Source organism: Aquimarina algiphila (assembly GCF_007489275.1).
GTDB lineage: Bacteria > Bacteroidota > Bacteroidia > Flavobacteriales > Flavobacteriaceae > Aquimarina > Aquimarina algiphila.
Map to the genome: position 1 here is coordinate 1 of NZ_VLNR01000015.1, position 20,404 is coordinate 20,404.

Here is a 20,404-nt window from a genome sequence, read left to right on the forward strand (position 1 = left end):
AGTTTTTCTAAACCTCAAATCCAATAAAAAAAACTCAAAAACATAACCGCTCTGAGCGGGCGCAAACATACAACCCTTTTTTATTATATCAAGAAATTTATTAAGAAAATTTAAAACATCTTAAACCCCCAAAAAAATAAACCAAACCTCAATGAACTAAACAAAACAATACCCCGTTTTGCGGGTGCAAATATATACTAATTAAAACAAAAGCAACATCTTTTTTTAGAAAAATTCTCAAGAAATAAGGAAACTCCTGATTTTAAAAAAGATAGAAAGCTAAGATAATAAAATTAATTAAACTGAGTACAAGTTTTTTAGACTTTTTTACTTAACTCTGCCCTATTCTAATTTTTATCTAATACCTGTATTAAGGATGGAAGTGGCATCCTTTTGTTTATATTATATGGTTTAAAATGCATTATTCTTAACATCACAACTTCTAATCCCTAATAGAAGATCTTCCTCTACAACAAAAGATATAACGGACAGCCTGACCCCAGCATTGGGGAAATACCCAAAAATTAATTCTTACCTGAGGCTGTTTTTGTTGTATCTGACCATTTGTTTCTCAAATCATAAAAACTAAAACCTAATACAGTTTTTTGCTCTTTAAGAATATTTGATTGAAAACTACGCTGTAAAATATCCTCTATCCAGTAATCTTCCTCTACATTAATAGGGTCATATTTCTCTTTTAATGAAATATTAAACAATTTGGCAGTACTATTGTACCAAAAAGCTTTCCATCCACTTCTATATTCTTTCACCAATTGAAACATGGTATTACCTGTTTGACGATAAATCAATTTTACAAGTATCTGCCCTTCTGTACGTGTGAGTTTTTTTAACTCTGCTGTAAACTCCTCCTCCATATATTTTTGCAATATTTTTATATATCGCTTTTTCTTTTTCTTGGACTGGATACTTTCTAATCGATTATTAAGTGTTGTTAATCTTTCTGCAGCTAATTTTGCATAAGGATATACTTTTCTAGTTTTACGTCTAAGTATGAGATATCGTCTTCTGGACAGTTTATCTTTAAATTTTAATCTTCGTAAAATAATAACCTCATCGAGATTTATAGCTTCATGAGGTATCGTATCCCCATCAATAATATAATACTGTATAAATCCTGTAGTATCTACTAAAGAAGTATCAATCTGCTTTTGAGTTCCTTTTTGAGAGTATAGTAAGGACACAAACATTAGAGATGTTATATATAATATTGAATGTTTAGACATAATAGACTTTGAGAGCTTCTAAAATTGTTCCAAAATTAGCAATTAACCAATAGTAAACTGTAAAATGAATGTGAATATTATTATTTTCGCAATAAAACCAAATAATACCATGGCAAAAAAAAGCATTCTAAATAAAAAGTCCTTGACTTTTCTTGAAAAATATTTAAATAATCCTGCTCCAACCGGATATGAATGGGAAGGGCAAAAAATCTGGATGAATTATCTAAAACCATATGTAGATGAATTCATAACAGACACTTATGGAACTGCTGTTGGTGTAATCAATCCCAAGGCTAAATACAAAGTTGTTATTGAAGGACATGCTGATGAGATTTCATGGTATGTAAACTACATTACAGATAACGGGCTTATTTATGTTATCAGAAATGGAGGAAGTGATCATCAGATCGCAACTTCTAAACGTGTTAACATTCATACAAAAAAAGGTATTGTAAAAGGTGTTTTTGGATGGCCTGCCATACATACAAGAAAAGGAGCAAAAGAACAAGCTCCTACTCTAGAGAACATTTGTATTGATGTGGGTTGTAACACTAAAGAAGAAGTTCTAAAATTAGGAGTTCATGTTGGTTGTGTTATTACTTATCCTGATGAGTTTTTTATTTTAAATAAGGATAAATTTGTCTGTCGTGCCCTTGACAATAGAATGGGGGGATTTATGATCGCTGAAGTTGCCCGTTTATTAAAAGAAAATAAAGACAAGCTTCCTTTTGGATTGTATATCACTAATTCTGTGCAAGAGGAAATTGGTCTTAGAGGTGCAGAAATGATTACACATACTATTAAACCAAATGTTGCCATTGTTACTGATGTTTGTCATGATACTACTACTCCGATGATCGAAAAGAAAACTCAAGGAGAAACTAAAATCGGAGATGGTCCTGTAATTTCATATGCTCCTGCTGTTCAAAACAGGTTAAGAGAGCTTCTTATTACTACTGCAGAAAGTAAAAAAATTCCTTTTCAGCGTATGGCTTCCAGTAGAATGACAGGAACAGATACTGATGCTTTTGCTTATAGCAATGGTGGTGTTGCCTCTGCTTTGATATCATTACCGTTGCGTTATATGCACACTACAGTAGAAATGGTACACAGAGATGATGTAGAAAATGTTATAAAATTAATTTACGAAAGTCTGTTAAATATTAAATCTGGGGAAAGCTTCAGCTATTTTAATAAATAGTATTTCTTTTTAAAATAAGACTTTAAAAAATACTTAAGACCGCAAAGACGATTATCGACTTTGTGGTCTTTTTTCATTTGGAATATTATATTTGTCTTTATTAAGTTTACGTAAAACTCTCAGAATGAATAAAAAAACTACTTTAATAGTATTTTTACTATATCACTTAGTATTGTTTCCTCAAAAGAATATTGACCCTACTTCTGAAGATATTCAACTCGCTAAAGAATTAAAAAAAAAGTACCTAGAAGATGATGTTGCTATTTTAAACCATGTTGAAGATATTTCTTTTGATTTTGACAAGAAAACAGAACAAGTAATTGTAAAACACAACAATAATCAGGAATACATTAACCTGGACTCCAGAACCAAAATACCTCTTTATCTATTTTATGACGAACAATCTACAATAGATAGATTAAAAGTATCTTATAGAAATGATAAAAACACAGGAATATATTTTGGTGATGAATACTATAATAATGAGGAATTGTTTCATACCGATGCCAGAGTAAAATGGACGACATTAAAATTTCCCCTTTTAGGTTATAAATACAACTTTAGCTATACCAAAACATATAGCGATATAAAATATTTTGTCAACACTTATTTTGACGACACTTATCCTACTTCTTAAGAAAACGATTAAAGTTCATATCCCGGATTGGCTGTCTTTAGACATAAAAGAGATTAACTTTGATAATGCATCTATTACAAAAGATTCTAAAAGAGATGATGAAAATGGTATTACTACCTATATTTATACTCTTGAAAACAGCAATGCTATTCCAAAAGATGAGAATAAACCAGGGCCAACATATTACAGACCTCATTTACTGTTCTTAGCCAAATCTCATCAAAAAACCGGAGAGAAAAAAACACTTTTAAATAATACTGGAGATTTATACAATTGGTATTATTCTCTTGTTCAACAACTAAAAGATGATCCCGAAACTATAAAAGAAAAGACCTTATCAATAATCAAAGACAGCCAGACAGAAGAGGATAAAATAAAAGCAATTTACTATTGGGTCCAGGATAACATAAGATATATAGCTTTTGAAGATGGAATTGCCGGGTTTAAGCCCGATGAAGCTCAAAATGTATATCGCAAAAAATATGGTGACTGTAAGGGAATGGCTAACCTTACTAAGCAAATGTTAAAAATCGCAGGTTTTGATGCAAGACTCACATGGATTGGTACCAAGCGTATTGCATATGATTATTCCTTACCAACTATAGCTGTAGATAATCATATGATTTGCACAGTTATTAATGGTGATAAAAAATATTACCTGGACTCTACAGAAAAATACAACCCATTAAATTATAGCGCAGAACGAATACAAAACAAACAAGTACTTATCGAAGATGGAGACAGTTATATTCTTGACAAAATCCCTTTATATGAATCAACTCAAAATCTTGAAACATTTGTAGGCGATTTTATTATTGAAAAAGAGGAATTAATAGGTAAGATTTCCAGAGAATATAAAGGAGAAAGTAAGTCTCACTTCTTATATAGTATTAACAATTTAAAAACAGATAAAAGAGAACAAATATTAGAATGGTATATCAAAAGGGATGACAATAATTTATCCATAGCTAATATAGATGTTACGGATATTACAGATAGAGATGGTGATCTAAGTCTAAAATATAATATTAATCAGAAAAATGCAGTGAGTGCTTTCGAAGACGAATTGTATATTGACATTGATTATTATAAAGAGTATAAAAACCTTAACCTCGACAAGAGGTCTATCGATTATATGTTTCCATACAAAATCTTTGAAAAAACCGCTATCAATTTAGAAATACCAACAGATTATAAAATCAAAGAATTACCAAAAGATTTAAAAATCAAAAATGACGATTTCGAAATCATTTTTAGTTACAAAACAGATGGTAAGAAAATAAAATATGAAAAAACAATTCATTTTAAGAACGCAAAAATTAGTGCTAATGCGATTGATGCATGGAAGGGTTTTCATTATAATTTAAAGGAACAATACCAAAAACAAATCATTTTAACAAAGGGAAAATAAAATTTTATACCCACTAAAAAAACATGAAAAAATACTACAATCATCAATCTACCTATTTCTTTACTCTATTTTTCTTATGCATTACTTTATTTGCATATGCACAACCCAAAAAATCCGAAGACATTAAGGCTTTTATTTGGGGAGAAAATGATACCTATAAAAAAATCCCTACTATACCAGAAAAATGGAAAAACGAATCTGCTGTTGTTATTTTGGATAACCAAAATCATTATTATAATAAAAGTAAAAAATCATTAGATAATTTTTTCTTAACCAGAAGAATCATTAAACTAAATGATAAAGCAGCTGTTGAAAAATTCTCTGAATTTAATTATCCTACTTTTCTAATTGAAGGAATTAAAGAGATTAAAACCTGGATGGGGATAAAAATCATCAAACCCAATGGAGATGTAAAAGAGGTTGATGTCGAAAAAGAAAAAATCAAAACCTCTTCTGATAAAGCCGTATACTATTATGGTTTTATAAAGAGTAAAATTAAATCTGATGAAATCTATAAACTTGCAGTTCCAGAATTAGAAATTGGCGATATTATTGATTTTTACATCTATTCTTATGAAGAATACAAAACCTCTGGGAGTTATGTAATGGATGCTATAGAAACTACTTTAGGAGGAGAATACCCTACCATGGATTTTTCACTGAAACTAAAAGTAGAAAACGATTTCTTTATTAACTTTAATTCTTATAATGGAGCTCCCCAATTAAAGGATATTACCGCGCCTAAACAACGTGATAAAGAATATCAATTATCCGCAAAAAATGTAGAGAAAGTAGAATCTTTACAATGGTTATACCCATTGGTAGAATACCCGTCTTTTAAATATCAAATATCGTTTGCTAAATCAAATGTATACGAAGATAGAACAAACGCATTTTTATCAGAAAAAGAAGACATTATAAAAAAGGGGATGACTTCTGAAGAAATGCTGGAGGAATATAAAAATGGATATCCTTTAAAGTATGTAGCCAAAGACATCAAGAAATTTTTTAAAGAAAAAGAGCTTAGTCAAAAAGAATTAGTAGAAGAAGCTTATTACTATATGCGTCATGTCTATCTCAATCAATATCTAGAAGGAGTGATAGCAACTGAAGAGAAATTAACCGACTTATATTATCCATTAGCATTATATAAAGACCCTATTTTGGTAACAAAACAGTCCCAGTTTTTGCTTCGTTTTGGTTCCTTTCTAAAAAGAAATGACATTCCGTTTGAAATTATAAAAGCTAAGCATAGGTATGATGGTAGTATTGATGATCTATTAATCCGAAAGAATCTCACTTCGATAATAAAAGTGAACTTAGAAGAACCTATTTATGTATACCCTTTTGGCAACAATACCTTTTTTAACTGGATTCCTTCTTCTGTTGAAGGTACAAAGGTTTATGCCATGAAGTTTACTGAAAAATATGATAAGCTGGAAAAAGTCGAGAAATCCAAATTACCCATATCAAAATATACAGATAATAACACAAAAGAAATTTCGAATATTACTTTTGATGATACATTTTCTAAAATCACAGTGCATAGAGAGTCTTTTCTTAAAGGACACAATAAAGTAAATCAAATGAACGAAAGGCTGTTCTTTTTTGATTATGTTGAAGCCGAATATAAAAAATATGGAACGACTCCTTTTATAGATCTTCTAAATAAGAAAAATAGAAAAAAATACGATCAAACCTTTGTTGCTTATAAAGAAAAACGTTCTAAAAAGAGACTTAAACGATTAGAAGAAAGTACTCAGGGCGAATTCGATTTTAAAATTGAGGACTACACCTATGATATAGTAAATACTGGAAGAAATTCTATAGATGATTTATTAAATTATAAAGAAAAATATACTATAAAAGATGATTTAATAAAAAGAGCTGGACCTAATCATATCTTAGAAATAGGAAAGCTAATTGGTAACCAGGTTTCTATAGAAGACAATGCTAAAAATCGAAAAGAAAACATTTATATGCCATATCCAAGGTCATATAATAATGAAATTATTATTAACATCCCAGAAGGATATACGGTCTCTGGTTATGAAAAGTTAAACATGAAAGTTGAAAATGAAACTGGTGGATTCATTAGCGAGGCTAATCTTAACAAAGATACATTAACGGTAAAAGCATATAAATACTACAAAAACAATTATGAACTCAATGGTAACTGGAATAAAATGTTAGAATTTTTGGAAGTTGCTTTTCAGTTTTCTCAGGAAAAAATTCTGCTTAAAAAGAAATAACTAAGTTTATACTATAAAATTCAAAAAGACAGCCCTCTATGATTAACATAGAGGGCTGTCTTTTTAATAAAACACTTAAGCAAAAGCTGATAAATCTCATATTCTTCAGGTTACTTTTTACATAAATTAGTAGTATGAAAAATACAATTGCAGAAAGAATTTTTGATTTTTTAAAAGACTTTCCTCCTTTTCATCTATTAACTCAAGAACAGCTTTCTAACGTATCAAAAAACGTAAAAGTTGTTTATCTACAAAAGGAGAAATATGTATTCAAAAATAATGATGAAATTCATAATCATTTCTATGTGGTAAAAGATGGGGCTATTGGAATTTTCAGAGAAGAAGACAATTTATTAGTCGACAAATGTGATGAAGGAGACATCTTTGGTCTACGTGCACTCATAAGAAAAGGAAATTATATTCTTAGTGCTAAAGCTATAGAAGAAAGTATTATATATAGTATATCCTCTGAGTTATTAGAAAAGATTATTACCACAAATATTGAAGTCAATAAATTTCTATTGGCAAGTTTTGCTACAAATACTCGAAATCCATATTCTAATGAAAACCAGGGCACTCTCTTTGGGCAAATAAAAAAAATTCAAAAAAACGAATTAAACTTTACCGAAATTCAATCTGCACAATATTCAAAAAACCCTATTACATGCACCCTGGATACTACTATTTCAGAAGCTTCTATACTTATGACCAATAAAAGAATTGGATCCATAGTCATTACAAAACAAGATAAACCAATAGGTATAATAACAGATAAAGATCTAAGGACCAAAATTGCTACTGGTAAATTTTCTATAGAGGATAAGGTTCATAAAATCATGTCTTTTCCGGTAATAACCTATCCAGAAAACATCTCTATTGCAGAAGCCCAGATCGCTATGCTTCAAAACAAAATTACGCATTTATGCATTACCAAAGATGGTACCGTAAATTCTAAACTGACAGGGATTTTATCAGAACATGATATTGTGGTTATTCATGGAAATAACCCTTCTGTACTTATTAAAGAAGTAAAACGAGCCACAAAAGCAGAAACATTAAGGTATATCAGAAATAAAGCAGAACAACTTATCCAAGGATATATTAATCAGCATATTCCTATTTTTTTTATCTCTAAAGTTATATCTTCTATTAATGATGCTATTATTCAAAAAGCTATTGCTCTTTCTTTAGAAGAAATGGATACTCCCCCACCAACAACTTTTGGTTGGTTATCTTTAGGAAGTCAAGGCAGAAAAGAACAACTGCTACTCACAGATCAGGATAATGCTTTAGTTTTTGAGAATGTTCCTCAAAAAGATTATAATAGAACCAAGGATTATTTCATTTCTTTATCTAAAAAAGTAACTCAAAAACTTAATACTGTAGGTTTTGAATTTTGTCCTGCAAAAATGATGGCCAGCAACCCTAGATGGTGTCTATCCTTACAAGAATGGAAAAATCAATTTAATAATTGGATTACTCAACCCGACCAAGATAAAATAATGCTCTGTACCATATTTTTTGACTATACTCTAGTTTATGGCAATCAAGAATTAGTGAATACTATGTCTGATAGTATTTTTAAATCCATAAATACATATGAGATCTTTCTAAATTTTTTAGGCCTAAATGCACTAAAAAATCCTCCTCCTTTAAGTTTTTTCAGAAATTTTCTGGTTGAACATAGTGGTCGTCATAAAGATCAGTTTGACATCAAAATCAGAGCCATAATGCCAATGGTAGATGCTGCACGATTACTTGTCTTATCTCATAACATCAAAGAGTATAATAGTACAATTTTGCGTTTTGAAAAATTAACTCAAATTGAACCTCAGAATAAAGACTTATTTACATCATGTATCAATGCTTTTGAAATATTACTTACGTTTAGGACTCAGCAAGGATTACTTCATAAAAATTCTGGAAGGTTTATTGATCTTAAGTCACTGAGTAAGGCCGATCGATTAAAACTTAAAGGTTGTTTTAAATCTATAAAAGATATTCAAGACCTCATCAGAATACGTTTTAATTTATCTCAATTATTGTAACATGTTGTATTGGTTTAGACATAAGAATTATCCTGACTTCTGGAATCAATACCGAAATCATTTTATCAAAAAGAAATCATTTGATCTAGACATAACCCGTTTTATTGTATTTGATACTGAAACTACTGGGTTACACATAAAAAATGATCGTATTTTATCAATAGGTGGAATTAGTATTATTAGTAATACCATGGATGTTTCAGATAGTATCGAATTGTACTTAAAACAGGATACATTTAATCCAGAAACAGTAGAAATACATGGTATTCTAAAAGATGGGAACAATATTAAAATCAATGAGAAACAAGCTATAATTGAATTTCTGGAATATATCAGGGATGCCGTTTTAATTGCTCACCATGCCTCCTTCGACATTGCAATGATCAATGAAATTTTAGCAAGGCAAAGATTACCTAAACTCAAAAATAAAGTACTGGATACTGGGGTGTTATTTAAAAAAACTGAATTATGTCACGTCAACAGTAAACCTTATTCTTTAGATGAACTCTGCGCTATATTTAATATCAAAAAACATGATAGACATACAGCCTCTGGAGATGCATATATAACCGGACTGATATTCTTAAAAATCCTTGGTGAATTAACCAGTAAAAAAAGGATAACTCTAAAGGATCTATTTTATAATCGCAACAGGCCAGGATTACTTTAACAATATACTAAGAGCAAATACTTTCTCCTATTTACCATAAAAACAATGAAGTATTTTTTTAATACTTCATTGTTTTATTTCATACTTATATATCACAACGCTTTATCCATAATTTCCTGAACAACTTCAGGGTTCAGCAATGTACTAGTATCCCCTAGATTACTAGTATCTTTTGAAGCTATTTTACGTAATATTCTTCGCATAATTTTTCCACTTCGTGTTTTAGGAAGCCCTGGTACAAATTGTATTTTATTTAACTTAGCTATCGGTCCTATTCGATCTGTAATTTGTTGATTCACCTCTTTACTAAGATTATCCCTATCGCGATACTCGCCTGTTTCTTTAAGAATAATAAATCCATATAGAGCATTTCCTTTGATATCATGAGGAAAGCCTACAATGGCAGATTCTGCCACTGCCGGGTGTTCATTTATGGCGTCTTCAATTGGTGCAGTACCCAAATTATGACCAGACACGATTATCACATCATCTACTCTTCCTGTTATCCTATAATATCCAACTTCATCTCTTAGTGCTCCATCTCCTGTAAAATACTTATTTTCAAAAGCTGAAAAATATGTCTCTTTAAAGCGTTTATGATTTCCATATATTGTTCTTGCTATAGATGGCCATGGAAACTTAATGCATAATCTCCCATCTACCTGATTCCCTTTTATTTCCAGACCATTTTCATCCATTAGAGCAGGTTGTATTCCTGGCAATGGTAAAGTAGCATAAGTGGGTTTGGTTGGTGTAGAATATGGTATTGGCGAGATCATTATACCACCTGTTTCGGTTTGCCACCATGTATCTACAATTGGAGATTTTTTTTCTCCTACATGATCATTATACCAATGCCATGCTTCTTCATTAATAGGTTCTCCAACGGTTCCCAGAACTTTTAAACTAGAAAGATCTCGATTTGTTACATAATCCAGGTTTTCTTTAGCCAAAGCTCTAATTGCCGTAGGTGCAGTATAAAATTGAGTAATCTTATGTTTCTCTACAATATCCCAGAACCGTCCAAAATCGGGATAGGATGGTACTCCTTCAAACATAACTGTTGTTGCTCCGTTTGCCAATGGACCATACACAATATAAGAATGTCCGGTAATCCAGCCAATATCAGCAGTACACCAATAAATATCATTCTCGCGATATTGAAATACATTTTTAAAACTGTATGCAGTATATACCATATATCCTGCTGTTGTATGTAACATCCCTTTAGGCATCCCAGTGGAGCCAGAAGTATATAATATAAATAAAGGATCTTCTGCATCCATAATTTCTGGCACACAATCCTTATATGCTTCATCAAGCAAAGGTTGCAACCATAAATCCCGGCCGTCTTTCATAGCAATATCTGAATTGATTCTTTTTGCTACTAAAACCGTATGAACACCGGGGCAAATTTCTAAGGCCTCATCTACAATACCCTTCAAATCAATTGTTTTAGCCCCTCGATAAGATCCATCAGACGTTATCACCATTTTTGCTTCACAATCATTGATTCTTGTCGATAATGCACTTGCAGAAAACCCTGCAAAGACAACAGAATGTATGGCTCCTATCCTAGCACAAGCCAACACAGAAACCGCCAATTCGGGAATCATAGGTAAATAAATACATACTCTATCTCCTTTTTGAATTCCTTTTTCTTTAAGTACGTTGGCAAATTTACATACCTTTTCATGTAATTGTTTATATGTAATATGTTGTGCATCTTCATTTGGGTCATTAGGTTCAAAAAGAATAGCGGTTTTATGTCCCCTATTGCGTAAATGCCTATCTATACAATTTTCTGTTATATTTAATTTAGCCCCTTCAAACCATTTTATTTCGGGTTTTGTAAAATCCCAACTTAGCACATTATCCCATTTCTTTCGCCACATAAAATGTTCTTCTGCAACTTCTGCCCAAAACGTTTCGGGATCTCTAAGTGATTTTCGATATACTTGATAATATTCTTCTAGATGTTTTATGTGATAATTACTCATTGTAGTTGATTTTTATATTTTCCTAATCTATGTGTTTTATATATATATTCGATTTCTTTTATTATAGCTACATCATCAATCGTTGATGGAGTCTTATATTCAGTACTATTCGCAATATTGCGTAATAATTTTCGTAAGATTTTTCCAGAACGAGTTTTGGGTAATCTCTTTACAACCAAAACATTTTTAAAAGATGCTACTGCCCCAATATTATTACGTACAGTATTGACTATTTCATTTTGTAATTGTTCATTGCTCGGTGTTTCTCCAGATTTTAAAACAACCAATCCCAGGGGTTTTTGTCCTTTAATATCACAATGAATTCCAAAAACAGCGCATTCTGCAACGGATTTGTGTGAAGCTACAATTTCTTCCATTTCTGCCGTAGAAAGTCTATGTCCTGCTACATTAATTATATCATCTACTCTTCCTGTTATGAATACATAACCATCCTCATCTTTATAGCCGCCGTCTCCCGAAAAATAATATCCTTCAAAACGTTCCAGATATCCTGCTTTATATCGTTCAGGATTTCGCCATAAATTTGATAATGTTCCTGGAGGCAATGGTAATTTTACTGTTACATATCCTTCAACATTTGCAGAGGTTTGTACTCCATCTTCATCTAGAATCTGAATATCATAGCCGCAAACTGGTTTGGCTGAAGAACCGGGTTTTATCTTTAGTAATTCTAATCCAACCATATTTGCCAACATTGGCCATCCTGATTCTGTTTGCCACCAATGATCTATTACAGGAACTTTTAGTTTATTCTCTGTCCATTTTAGAGTAGCTACATCACAACGTTCTCCTGCCAGGAATTGATACTTTAAGCTAGACAGATCAAATTGTTTAATCAATTCTCCTTGGGGGTCTTCCTTTTTAATGGCTCGAATAGCTGTTGGTGCAGTAAACATAACTTTTACCTTATGTTCACTAATTACTCTCCAAAAAGTAGACGCATCTGGTGTTTTGATAGGCTTACCTTCAAAAAGAATAGTTGTATTTCTATTTAATAATGGTCCGTATACAATATAACTATGCCCTACCACCCAACCTACATCGCTTGCTGCCCAGTACACATCTCCTTCATCTACACCATACACATATTTCATTGAAAATTTTAAAGCCGTAGCATACCCTCCAGAATCTCGTATAATTCCTTTTGGTGTACCGGTCGTTCCTGATGTATATAAAATATATAAAGGATGAGTTGATGATACAGGCACAGGTTCTATTATCGAAGCTTTTGCAGTGAGCACATCATAATCTATATCATATGATTTATTTGAAATTTCTACTCCTTGTTTCCTATTATAGTTAACAACATAATTTGGTTTATGTTTTGATTCCTCTATAGCTTTATCCACAAAGGGTTTATAGGGAATAATGCGTTCTACTTCAATTCCATTAGAAGCTGTTATTACAACTTTAGGTTCACAATCATCAATTCTTATCGCTAATTCGTGAGGAGCAAAACCTCCAAACACCACTGAATGAATGGCCCCTATACGGGCGCAAGCTAACATAGCGTAGATCGCTTGCGGAATCATTGGCATATAAATAATAACTGTATCTCCAGTAACAACCCCTAGATCATTAAGTCCTCCTGCCAGTTTTGAAACCTCATATTGCAGTTCACTATACGTAATATTTTGTTTTGTATTGGTTACAGGTGAATCATATATAATAGCATTTTGATGACCATACCCATCCTCGATATGTTTATCTATACATAAGTAACTTAAATTAAGTTCACCATCTTTAAACCATTCAAAATGATTATCGCTATCTCTGGATAATATTGTATTTGGTTTTTTATACCAAGCTAAGTTTTGCATTTGTTCTTTCCAAAATTCCTCAGGATTTTGTATGCTTCGGTTATAAAATTCTTTATACTTCATGGCTTTGTGTTTTTAGTCTTAAATAAACCAAACCAATTTGGGTTTAATACTTTTAACTTTATAAGAACCCAAAGTATAATTACAAAACAAGCTCCCATTACAATAGAGTTAAGAGGGCTTATCGGTGTTTCGTTTTCGAACTTAAAGCGAAAGTATAATGAAACGATCACATAGATACATATAACAATATCAGATATTAAAGGATTTAATCGTAATTTCATCTTTACTAACTTTAGTTAAACAATTGTTTTATTCATCTTAATAAAAATCAATTCAGTAATTCTTCTATTTCTATAACTAATTTTTTAACTGAAAATGGTTTTGTCAAATACTTGTCTGCTCCTAACTTTAGGCCTTTTTCAATATCAGCTACTTTATTTTTGGCAGAAAGAAATACTACTTTGGTATTTTTAAGTGACGGATTACTTTTTATTTTTTTTAATGTTTCATATCCATCTACATTAGGCATCATAATATCCAAAAGCACCACATCTGGAATATTATCCTTTGCAATTTGTAAAGCCTCTCCTCCATCTCTGGCTATAAATACTTCAAAATTCTTTTTCTTAAAAGTATATTCAAGCGACATTACAATATTTGGTTCATCATCTACTATTAAGATTTTTTTCATAGGTATAAGGGTTTCTGTACTGTTGATTTTGAGACTATCCTCTTTATTTATTCTTATTTAGGTATGGTAAATACAAATCGAGCTCCTTTTTTATATTGTTTATCAATCCATATTTCTCCTTGGTGACTTTCAATAATTTCTTTACTAATTGCTAAACCTAGTCCGCTACCCATAGGTTTTTTGATATTTTGATGTTTTGATTGGTAAAATTTATCAAAAATATAATTGAAATCCTCTTTTGGGACACCTTTTCCATTATCTTCCACAATAATCATAATTTCATTTTTCTTTTCTTTTGTTACAACTTTAATAATTCCTTTCTCGGGTTCTGTAAATTTTAAAGCATTAGAAAGCAAATTCGTTAATACTTGTAACATGCGATCTTCGTCATATTTTGCGATAGTTTCTGATCCATTTTTATGAATTACATTTATACCTTTACTATCTGCAATTTGTGAAATCCCATAAATTGCTTTTTCTATGGTACTGCTTATTTGATTAGACTGTATCTCTAGCTCCTCTCTGCCACTAGATAGTTTTTCTAAATCTAGTATATTATGAATCAATCTAGCTAATCGGTCTGCATCGGTCACAATATTATTTAGAAATTTACTTTGAAGCTCATCTGGCATATCATCTCCATCTGTTAAAACTTCTGAAGCAGCCTTTATAGACGTAATTGGAGTTTTTAATTCGTGAGCAATCGTATCTAAAAACTCATCCTTTAAACGATCCTGAAGCAACAGTTCACTATTGGCTTCTTTTAATTGATTAGTAAGAATAGTTAATTCATTTGATTTTTCTTTTAATGCTTTATTTGTGGCTATAGTTTCTTTAGATTCTTCCAAAATTTTTAAAACCTCTAGTAAGCTTACTGGTTGTTCTTTGGCAACACTACCAATAAGAATTCGCGCAGAGGCACTACCTATACTACCTGTTAAGAGTTTTTCTGAAAAATTTATAAGTCTTGAATCTGCTCTTTCTTCTTCTTTTGATACTTTGTATTTTAAGTTGAAAAGGTTTAATGCCCGTTCTGTTCGTTCTTCTCCCAAAAATCGAGTCAATACATTTCTAATATCAGAAACATAGGCTTCTCCTTTCCATACAAATGCTCCTTCTTGTAAATTAGCATAGTTACTGCTATTCACAAACATTTCTGCATAATTACGTTCTCTATAATTACCTTTGGATAGTAATGAAAAAATTAGGAAACTAAATGTATTAAAAAACATACTCCAGAAAAAAGCATGAGCCTCTGGACTTAAAAAATCTATACCAAATAATGCATATGGTTTCAATAGTTCAACTCTGAACAGTCCTTGATCTACAAATGAATTATTTTCTGCTAACACATTAAACACAAAAGGCAAAATCAAAGTGTAAATAACTATAAAAACTCCTATGATCATACCAATTTTTGCTGCTCTTGCAGAACCTCGATTCCAAAAAAGACCTATAAAAAACGAGGGGGCAAGTTGTGCTATTACAACAAAGGAGATCAATCCTATTGAAAATAATGATAACTCATATGAAAAATTAATATAGAAAAAATATGCTATAATAATTAAAGAAAAAATCGATATTCTTCTGATATTCTTAATGTAATTTGCATTCTTTTCTGGATTACTTTTAATAAATTTATCTAGAAATCCATATGGAATAATCAAGTTATTACTTACCATAGTAGATAAGGCTAATGTAGAAACAACTACCATAGAAATTACTGCTGAGAATCCTCCTAAAAAAACTAGCATCGCCAATATAAGATTATCATGGTGAAGAGGTAACAACAGTGTATAATAATCCTGGTTTACTTCATCTGTTAAAGTCAAATTTCCTCCCCAGGCAATAAAAATTACAAAAACATTAAACAACAACAAATAGAGTGGAAATAACCAAATTGCCTTTTTTAGATATTTCTCTCTGTCATTTTCTACTACAGCTACATGAAACTGTCTTGGCAATAAGAAGATTGCAAAAAACGAAAGCGCAATCGTGAACATCCAATTAAATCCGGCTTCCAATCCATTGAAAGATGTGATTTCACGAAAATTATCGAGCTGAGAAGCTTTCTCATATATCTGTGTTGTTCCATCAAACAAAAAGAAAGTTACATAAATACCTATAACGAGAAAGAATACTAATTTTAAGATAGACTCTACAGCTACTGTAGTCATAATACCTTTTCTACGTTGAGAAGCATCTGTTGCTTGAGTACCAAAAAAAGCAACGAACACCGCTAATAACACAGCTATGTAAAATGTAGAATCATCCAAAACAGATGTAGATACATAACTGGTTTCATCAGTAATAATTTCGAAGGTTTCTGAAATTGCTTTTAATTGTAATGAAATATAAGGTACTATTGCAAAAACACAAATCATAGTGACCAACGCTCCTAAAAAACGGTTATTACCATATCTCAAGGAGATAAAATCTGCTATACTAGAGATTTTATGTTGTTTAGAAATTCGGATAATCTTTTTCATCACCACAATCCATAGCGGAATAGAAATTACGGGACCTAAATAGATTGTTAAAAAACTAATCCCAGATTGTGAGGCAATACCAACGCTTCCATAATATGTCCACGCAGAACAATATACCGCCAGAGAAAGCACATATATATATGGATTGTTAACCCATCTGCTTTTCGAATTTTTTTCAGCCCAAAAGGCGATAAGAAATAAGAAAGCCAGATAGATTACAATAATCGTTATCAGGAGATAGTTATTCATAATGCTTACGCAAAATCACAAATGATATGGCAACGGCAATAATCCATATCAGGAAAATAAAGAAATAAATCATTGGAAACCCTAAAAATTCGCCAAACTGATCAAAAATTAATATCAAAGGGACATTCCAGAGTAAAAACAACACTAGAGATAGTACGATTAGCTTTTGTTGATGTCTTTTTTTCATTTTTATAAAATCACCCTTATAAATTTAGTAAAAAAACGGTGCCATACGAATTATACAGCACCGTATTCTTCTAACTAAAAAATTAATGTGAAGACGCTTCTCCCGCCCCACTCGGTATTCTAATATTTTCAACTATTTCTTGCACTTCTTTTGGAGGTGCAGCTGTCATTCTTGAGACTACTACAGAAATGATTACATTAACAATCATAGCAATAGTACCAAAACCTTCTGGTGATGTGCCAAACCACCATTCACTAGCTGGTCTTGGGTCCATCACTCCTATTAATCCTGTTTTATATCTAATCATATAGAATAACATTAGAACAATACCTACTACCATGCCGGTTACTGCTCCTTGTCTATTCATACGTTTATCAAAAATTCCAAGAATTATAGCCGGAAAAAACGATGCTGCTGCCAGACCAAATGCTAATGCAACAACAGCTGCAACAAAACCAGGTGGATAAATACCGAATAATCCTGCAATAATAATAGCAACTAAAATACTAATGCGTGCTGCTAAAAGTTCTCCTTTTTCAGAAATGTTTGGTTTGATTTGTTTTTTGATCAAATCATGAGAAATCGAAGTAGAGATGACTAATAATAATCCAGCTGCTGTCGATAAAGCTGCTGCTAACCCTCCAGCTGCTACTAATGCAATTACCCAGTTGGGTAGTTTTGCAATTTCTGGATTGGCAAGTACCATAATATCTCTATCTACGTATAATTCATTGGCAGAATCATTCGCATTAGACACCAAACGTTCTCCATGTTCACCTCTCTCCCCAGTATACTTAGGTTTCCCATCAGTTGCTTTTCCATTTACATATTGAATTTTACCATCATTATTTTTATCAGACCAAGATATCAAACCTGTATTTTCCCAGTTTTTAAACCATTCTGGCACTTCTTTATATTGTGTGTTACTTACCGTTTCTATTAAATTTGTTCTTGCAAAAACTGCAATTGCTGGTGCTGTAGTATATAAAATCGCAATAAACAATAATGCAAGACCAGCAGATTTACGAGCATCTTTTACTTTAGGTACGGTAAAGAAACGTACAATTACATGTGGTAGCCCTGCTGTACCTACCATTAATGCCAATGTAATCGCAAAAACGTCCCATGTTGATTTTGATCCATCTGTATATTCATTAAACCCTAACTGGGTATGCAAGGTATCTAATTTGTCAAGCAAAAATGTACCATCCTCTACAGTACCTCCCATACCTATTTGAGGTATGATATTGCCTGTCATTTGCATTGAAATAAAAAAAGCAGGAACCATAAATGCAAATATTAACACACAATATTGTGCTACTTGCGTATATGTAATCCCTTTCATTCCTCCTAAAAAAGCAAAAACTAAAACAACTGTCATACCTATGATTACACCTAAATTAATATCTACCTGTAAAAATTGAGAAAAAACAATCCCTACACCTCTCATCTGACCTGCCACATAAGTAAATGATACAATTAAAGCGCAAATTACTGCTACTGTTCTTGCCGTATTAGAATAATATCGATCACCAATAAAATCAGGAACTGTAAATTTTCCAAATTTCCTAAGGTAAGGAGCTAACAATAAAGCTAAAAGTACGTATCCTCCTGTCCATCCCATTAAAAACACAGAACCATCATAACCCATAAATGAAATCAATCCTGCCATCGAGATAAAGGAAGCGGCACTCATCCAATCTGCTGCGGTTGCCATACCATTAGCCAAAGGTGATACTCCTCCTCCTGCTACATAAAATTCTTTTGTAGAGCCTGCCCTTGCCCATATAGCTATTCCGAAATAAATAGCAAAAGTAATCCCTACTAAAATCCATGTCCATACTTGAACGCTCATAATAATATATTTTTTTGGTTAGTATTAAGATTACTCGTTGTAACCATATTTTTTATCCAGTTTATTCATCAATCGTACGTATACAAAAATGAGTATAACAAAAACATAGATAGAACCTTGTTGAGCAAACCAAAAACCAAGTTTAAATCCCCCAAGTCTAATACTGTTTAGCGCATCTTTAAATAAAATTCCTGCTCCATAGGAGACTGCAAACCAAATAGTCAATAAAATGACTAAATACTTGAGGTTTTCTCTCCAATAAGCAGTTGCTTTTTTTTGTTTTTCTGACATAATTATTAATTTTAGAGATAGATCATTGCTTGTAAGGTAACAAAACTTTGAGCGTCATTATCACCATACTTTGTATTTAAATATTCTAGTGTAAGTTTAGAATTATGACCGCTGAAGTATGCATTTGCTCCCACTCCAAATGTGGTTGCATTATCATCTATAAGGTCAATAGAACGTAAATTAAATGACCCATACGGTTGAAATTTAATCTTCTTATTATCATTAGGAATAACATACCCTACATGACTGTAGACCATAGAACCTGTTTCATATGTTTGTCCTAGTGTAAAATTGTCTCCATAATCATTGTTCTGATAGGATGCATAAGCGGTTATTGCAGATCCATTCTTTCCTATTGGAGCATCATAAAAGGCATCAACCGCAAAAATTGCGACATCTTGCCCTTCTAATGTTAGATCATCATTAACAAGAACACTTCCATCTGGGTGATAAAAAAACCCCGCTCCTACATTAAAAACTTTTTTACCTCCTAAATAAGATCCAACTTTATAGGGTAAAAAATTAGATTCCTGATCTAAAAAATTATAATCAAAATATCCTGCAAAGTTCTTCCCTGCATCTTTTGAACCTAATAGATCTCTCCCTGCATAATACGTATCACCAGCAATAAAAGTATCTGGATTGGCAAGATCAATTGCAGAATCTAAAGTGTTTTTACCAGATTCATTAACTGAGACTCGATATTGGAGTTTTCCAAATGATCCTTTAAGATAAACTCCTATATGACGTGCAAACTGATCAGATAAACCTATAGTAGCCCATGATTGACGATTATTATCTAATGTCATGATATTAAGCGTACTTTGGTTATTAAGGCGTGAAATACCGTTCCAATAATGTAATCCTCCCCCGATTGCATGTTTCTCGCCTAAGCTATATTGTAACCAAAAATCGTGGAAGAAGAGTTGAGAGCTATCTCCTTTTCCTGTTGGACTTTGATTATCTCCATTTAAGCTATTTAATCCGAAATGAGTAAGAATCAAGAAATCTTTATTTATTTGAGAAAATGTTAAAATACGTGCTCTTCGAATGCTAAAATTTGTTTTACTAACATCGTCAGGCACTTCATCCTGATATCGTGCCCAGAACTGACCCCAAGAAATTATTCTAAAATATTTTGATCCATCTTCATTTAGTTTAACTTTTAGCCCACCTGTATAATCAGGTGATCCTTGAGAAAATCCTAAATATGGTACCAAAAAACAACCTAAAAAAAGTAGTAATATGAGCTTTTTCATAATTTAAGAATTAGATTTTAGAAAATGATTTGTACTACTGATGTAGTGTTGTGCACTTGTTAAAAGTCTAAAAATT

Annotated in this window: 15 protein-coding genes; 6 read left to right on the plus strand and 9 right to left on the minus strand. The window is 31.7% G+C overall.

Features of this window, described 5'->3' with window-relative positions; translation table 11 throughout:
* Nucleotides 1-524 precede the first annotated feature (524 nt).
* Complete coding sequence (locus FOF46_RS09090) at nt 525-1,244, minus strand: DUF4294 domain-containing protein (protein WP_143916232.1); 720 nt, start codon at nt 1,242-1,244, stop codon at nt 525-527.
* A 109-nt stretch (nt 1,245-1,353) separates the two neighbouring features.
* Here FOF46_RS09090 and FOF46_RS09095 point away from each other — a divergent pair, with 109 nt between their 5' ends.
* The 6 genes from FOF46_RS09095 to FOF46_RS09120 all read left to right on the plus strand — a co-directional run bounded on the left by FOF46_RS09095 (nt 1,354) and on the right by FOF46_RS09120 (nt 9,463).
* The gene (locus FOF46_RS09095; RefSeq protein ID WP_109435448.1) at nt 1,354-2,445 is read left to right on the plus strand and encodes a M42 family metallopeptidase; all 1,092 of its coding nucleotides are present in this window, start codon (nt 1,354-1,356) and stop codon (nt 2,443-2,445) included.
* 124 nt (nt 2,446-2,569) lie between these two features.
* On the plus strand, nt 2,570-3,082 hold the full coding sequence (locus FOF46_RS09100; protein ID WP_143916233.1) for a hypothetical protein: 513 nt from the start codon (nt 2,570-2,572) through the stop codon (nt 3,080-3,082).
* On the plus strand, nt 3,042-4,493 hold the full coding sequence (locus FOF46_RS09105) for a transglutaminase-like domain-containing protein (RefSeq protein WP_167571778.1): 1,452 nt from the start codon (nt 3,042-3,044) through the stop codon (nt 4,491-4,493). Before FOF46_RS09100 ends, FOF46_RS09105 begins: the two co-directional genes overlap by 41 nt.
* Nucleotides 4,494-4,516: 23 nt before the next feature.
* Nucleotides 4,517-6,745, plus strand: coding sequence for a DUF3857 domain-containing protein (locus tag FOF46_RS09110; RefSeq protein ID WP_143916235.1), 2,229 nt, complete (start codon nt 4,517-4,519; stop codon nt 6,743-6,745).
* A gap of 134 nt (nt 6,746-6,879) precedes the next feature.
* Nucleotides 6,880-8,793: a DUF294 nucleotidyltransferase-like domain-containing protein gene (locus tag FOF46_RS09115; RefSeq protein WP_143916236.1), complete on the plus strand. Its 1,914-nt coding sequence runs from the start codon at nt 6,880-6,882 to the stop codon at nt 8,791-8,793.
* A gap of 1 nt (nt 8,794) precedes the next feature.
* A complete protein-coding gene (locus FOF46_RS09120) occupies nt 8,795-9,463 on the plus strand; it encodes a 3'-5' exonuclease (protein WP_143916237.1) in 669 nt (222 codons plus the stop codon).
* 92 nt (nt 9,464-9,555) lie between these two features.
* Here the strand turns inward: FOF46_RS09120 and acs are convergent, their stop codons facing one another.
* The 8 genes from acs to FOF46_RS09165 all read right to left on the minus strand — a co-directional run bounded on the left by acs (nt 9,556) and on the right by FOF46_RS09165 (nt 20,328).
* Nucleotides 9,556-11,463: an acetate--CoA ligase gene (gene acs / locus FOF46_RS09125; RefSeq protein WP_143916238.1), complete on the minus strand. Its 1,908-nt coding sequence runs from the start codon at nt 11,461-11,463 to the stop codon at nt 9,556-9,558.
* Nucleotides 11,460-13,367, minus strand: a complete 1,908-nt coding sequence (locus FOF46_RS09130) for an acetate--CoA ligase (protein WP_143916239.1) — start codon at nt 13,365-13,367, stop codon at nt 11,460-11,462. The genes acs and FOF46_RS09130 overlap by 4 nt, the downstream gene beginning before the upstream one ends.
* 268 nt (nt 13,368-13,635) lie before the next feature.
* Nucleotides 13,636-13,998, minus strand: a complete 363-nt coding sequence (locus FOF46_RS09140; protein WP_109435384.1) for a response regulator transcription factor — start codon at nt 13,996-13,998, stop codon at nt 13,636-13,638.
* 53 nt (nt 13,999-14,051) lie between these two features.
* Nucleotides 14,052-16,736 (minus strand): ATP-binding protein, encoded by a 2,685-nt coding sequence (locus tag FOF46_RS09145; protein WP_109435385.1) that lies wholly within the window; start codon nt 16,734-16,736, stop codon nt 14,052-14,054.
* On the minus strand, nt 16,729-16,923 hold the full coding sequence (locus FOF46_RS09150; protein ID WP_109435386.1) for a hypothetical protein: 195 nt from the start codon (nt 16,921-16,923) through the stop codon (nt 16,729-16,731). Before FOF46_RS09150 ends, FOF46_RS09145 begins: the two co-directional genes overlap by 8 nt.
* Nucleotides 16,924-17,005: 82 nt before the next feature.
* Entirely contained in the window at nt 17,006-18,778 is a 1,773-nt protein-coding gene (locus FOF46_RS09155) for a sodium:solute symporter family protein (protein WP_143916240.1), read from the minus strand.
* Between the two features lie 30 nt (nt 18,779-18,808).
* Nucleotides 18,809-19,069: a DUF4212 domain-containing protein gene (locus FOF46_RS09160; protein ID WP_109435388.1), complete on the minus strand. Its 261-nt coding sequence runs from the start codon at nt 19,067-19,069 to the stop codon at nt 18,809-18,811.
* Between the two features lie 11 nt (nt 19,070-19,080).
* A complete protein-coding gene (locus FOF46_RS09165) occupies nt 19,081-20,328 on the minus strand; it encodes a hypothetical protein (RefSeq protein ID WP_143916241.1) in 1,248 nt (415 codons plus the stop codon).
* Between the last annotated feature and the right edge of the window lie 76 nt (nt 20,329-20,404).

Excerpts from the sequence above, each read along its gene's own strand:
- FOF46_RS09090 (WP_143916232.1), bottom strand. The coding sequence starts at position 1,244 with ATGTCTAAACATTCAATATTATATATAACATCTCTAATGTTTGTGTCC.
- FOF46_RS09095 (WP_109435448.1), top strand. The coding sequence starts at position 1,354 with ATGGCAAAAAAAAGCATTCTAAATAAAAAGTCCTTGACTTTTCTTGAA.
- FOF46_RS09100 (WP_143916233.1), top strand. The coding sequence starts at position 2,570 with ATGAATAAAAAAACTACTTTAATAGTATTTTTACTATATCACTTAGTA.
- FOF46_RS09110 (WP_143916235.1), top strand. The coding sequence starts at position 4,517 with ATGAAAAAATACTACAATCATCAATCTACCTATTTCTTTACTCTATTT.
- FOF46_RS09115 (WP_143916236.1), top strand. The coding sequence starts at position 6,880 with ATGAAAAATACAATTGCAGAAAGAATTTTTGATTTTTTAAAAGACTTT.
- FOF46_RS09120 (WP_143916237.1), top strand. The coding sequence starts at position 8,795 with ATGTTGTATTGGTTTAGACATAAGAATTATCCTGACTTCTGGAATCAA.
- acs (WP_143916238.1), bottom strand. The coding sequence starts at position 11,463 with ATGAGTAATTATCACATAAAACATCTAGAAGAATATTATCAAGTATAT.
- FOF46_RS09130 (WP_143916239.1), bottom strand. The coding sequence starts at position 13,367 with ATGAAGTATAAAGAATTTTATAACCGAAGCATACAAAATCCTGAGGAA.
- FOF46_RS09140 (WP_109435384.1), bottom strand. The coding sequence starts at position 13,998 with ATGAAAAAAATCTTAATAGTAGATGATGAACCAAATATTGTAATGTCG.
- FOF46_RS09145 (WP_109435385.1), bottom strand. The coding sequence starts at position 16,736 with ATGAATAACTATCTCCTGATAACGATTATTGTAATCTATCTGGCTTTC.
- FOF46_RS09150 (WP_109435386.1), bottom strand. The coding sequence starts at position 16,923 with ATGAAAAAAAGACATCAACAAAAGCTAATCGTACTATCTCTAGTGTTG.
- FOF46_RS09155 (WP_143916240.1), bottom strand. The coding sequence starts at position 18,778 with ATGAGCGTTCAAGTATGGACATGGATTTTAGTAGGGATTACTTTTGCT.
- FOF46_RS09160 (WP_109435388.1), bottom strand. The coding sequence starts at position 19,069 with ATGTCAGAAAAACAAAAAAAAGCAACTGCTTATTGGAGAGAAAACCTC.
- FOF46_RS09165 (WP_143916241.1), bottom strand. The coding sequence starts at position 20,328 with ATGAAAAAGCTCATATTACTACTTTTTTTAGGTTGTTTTTTGGTACCA.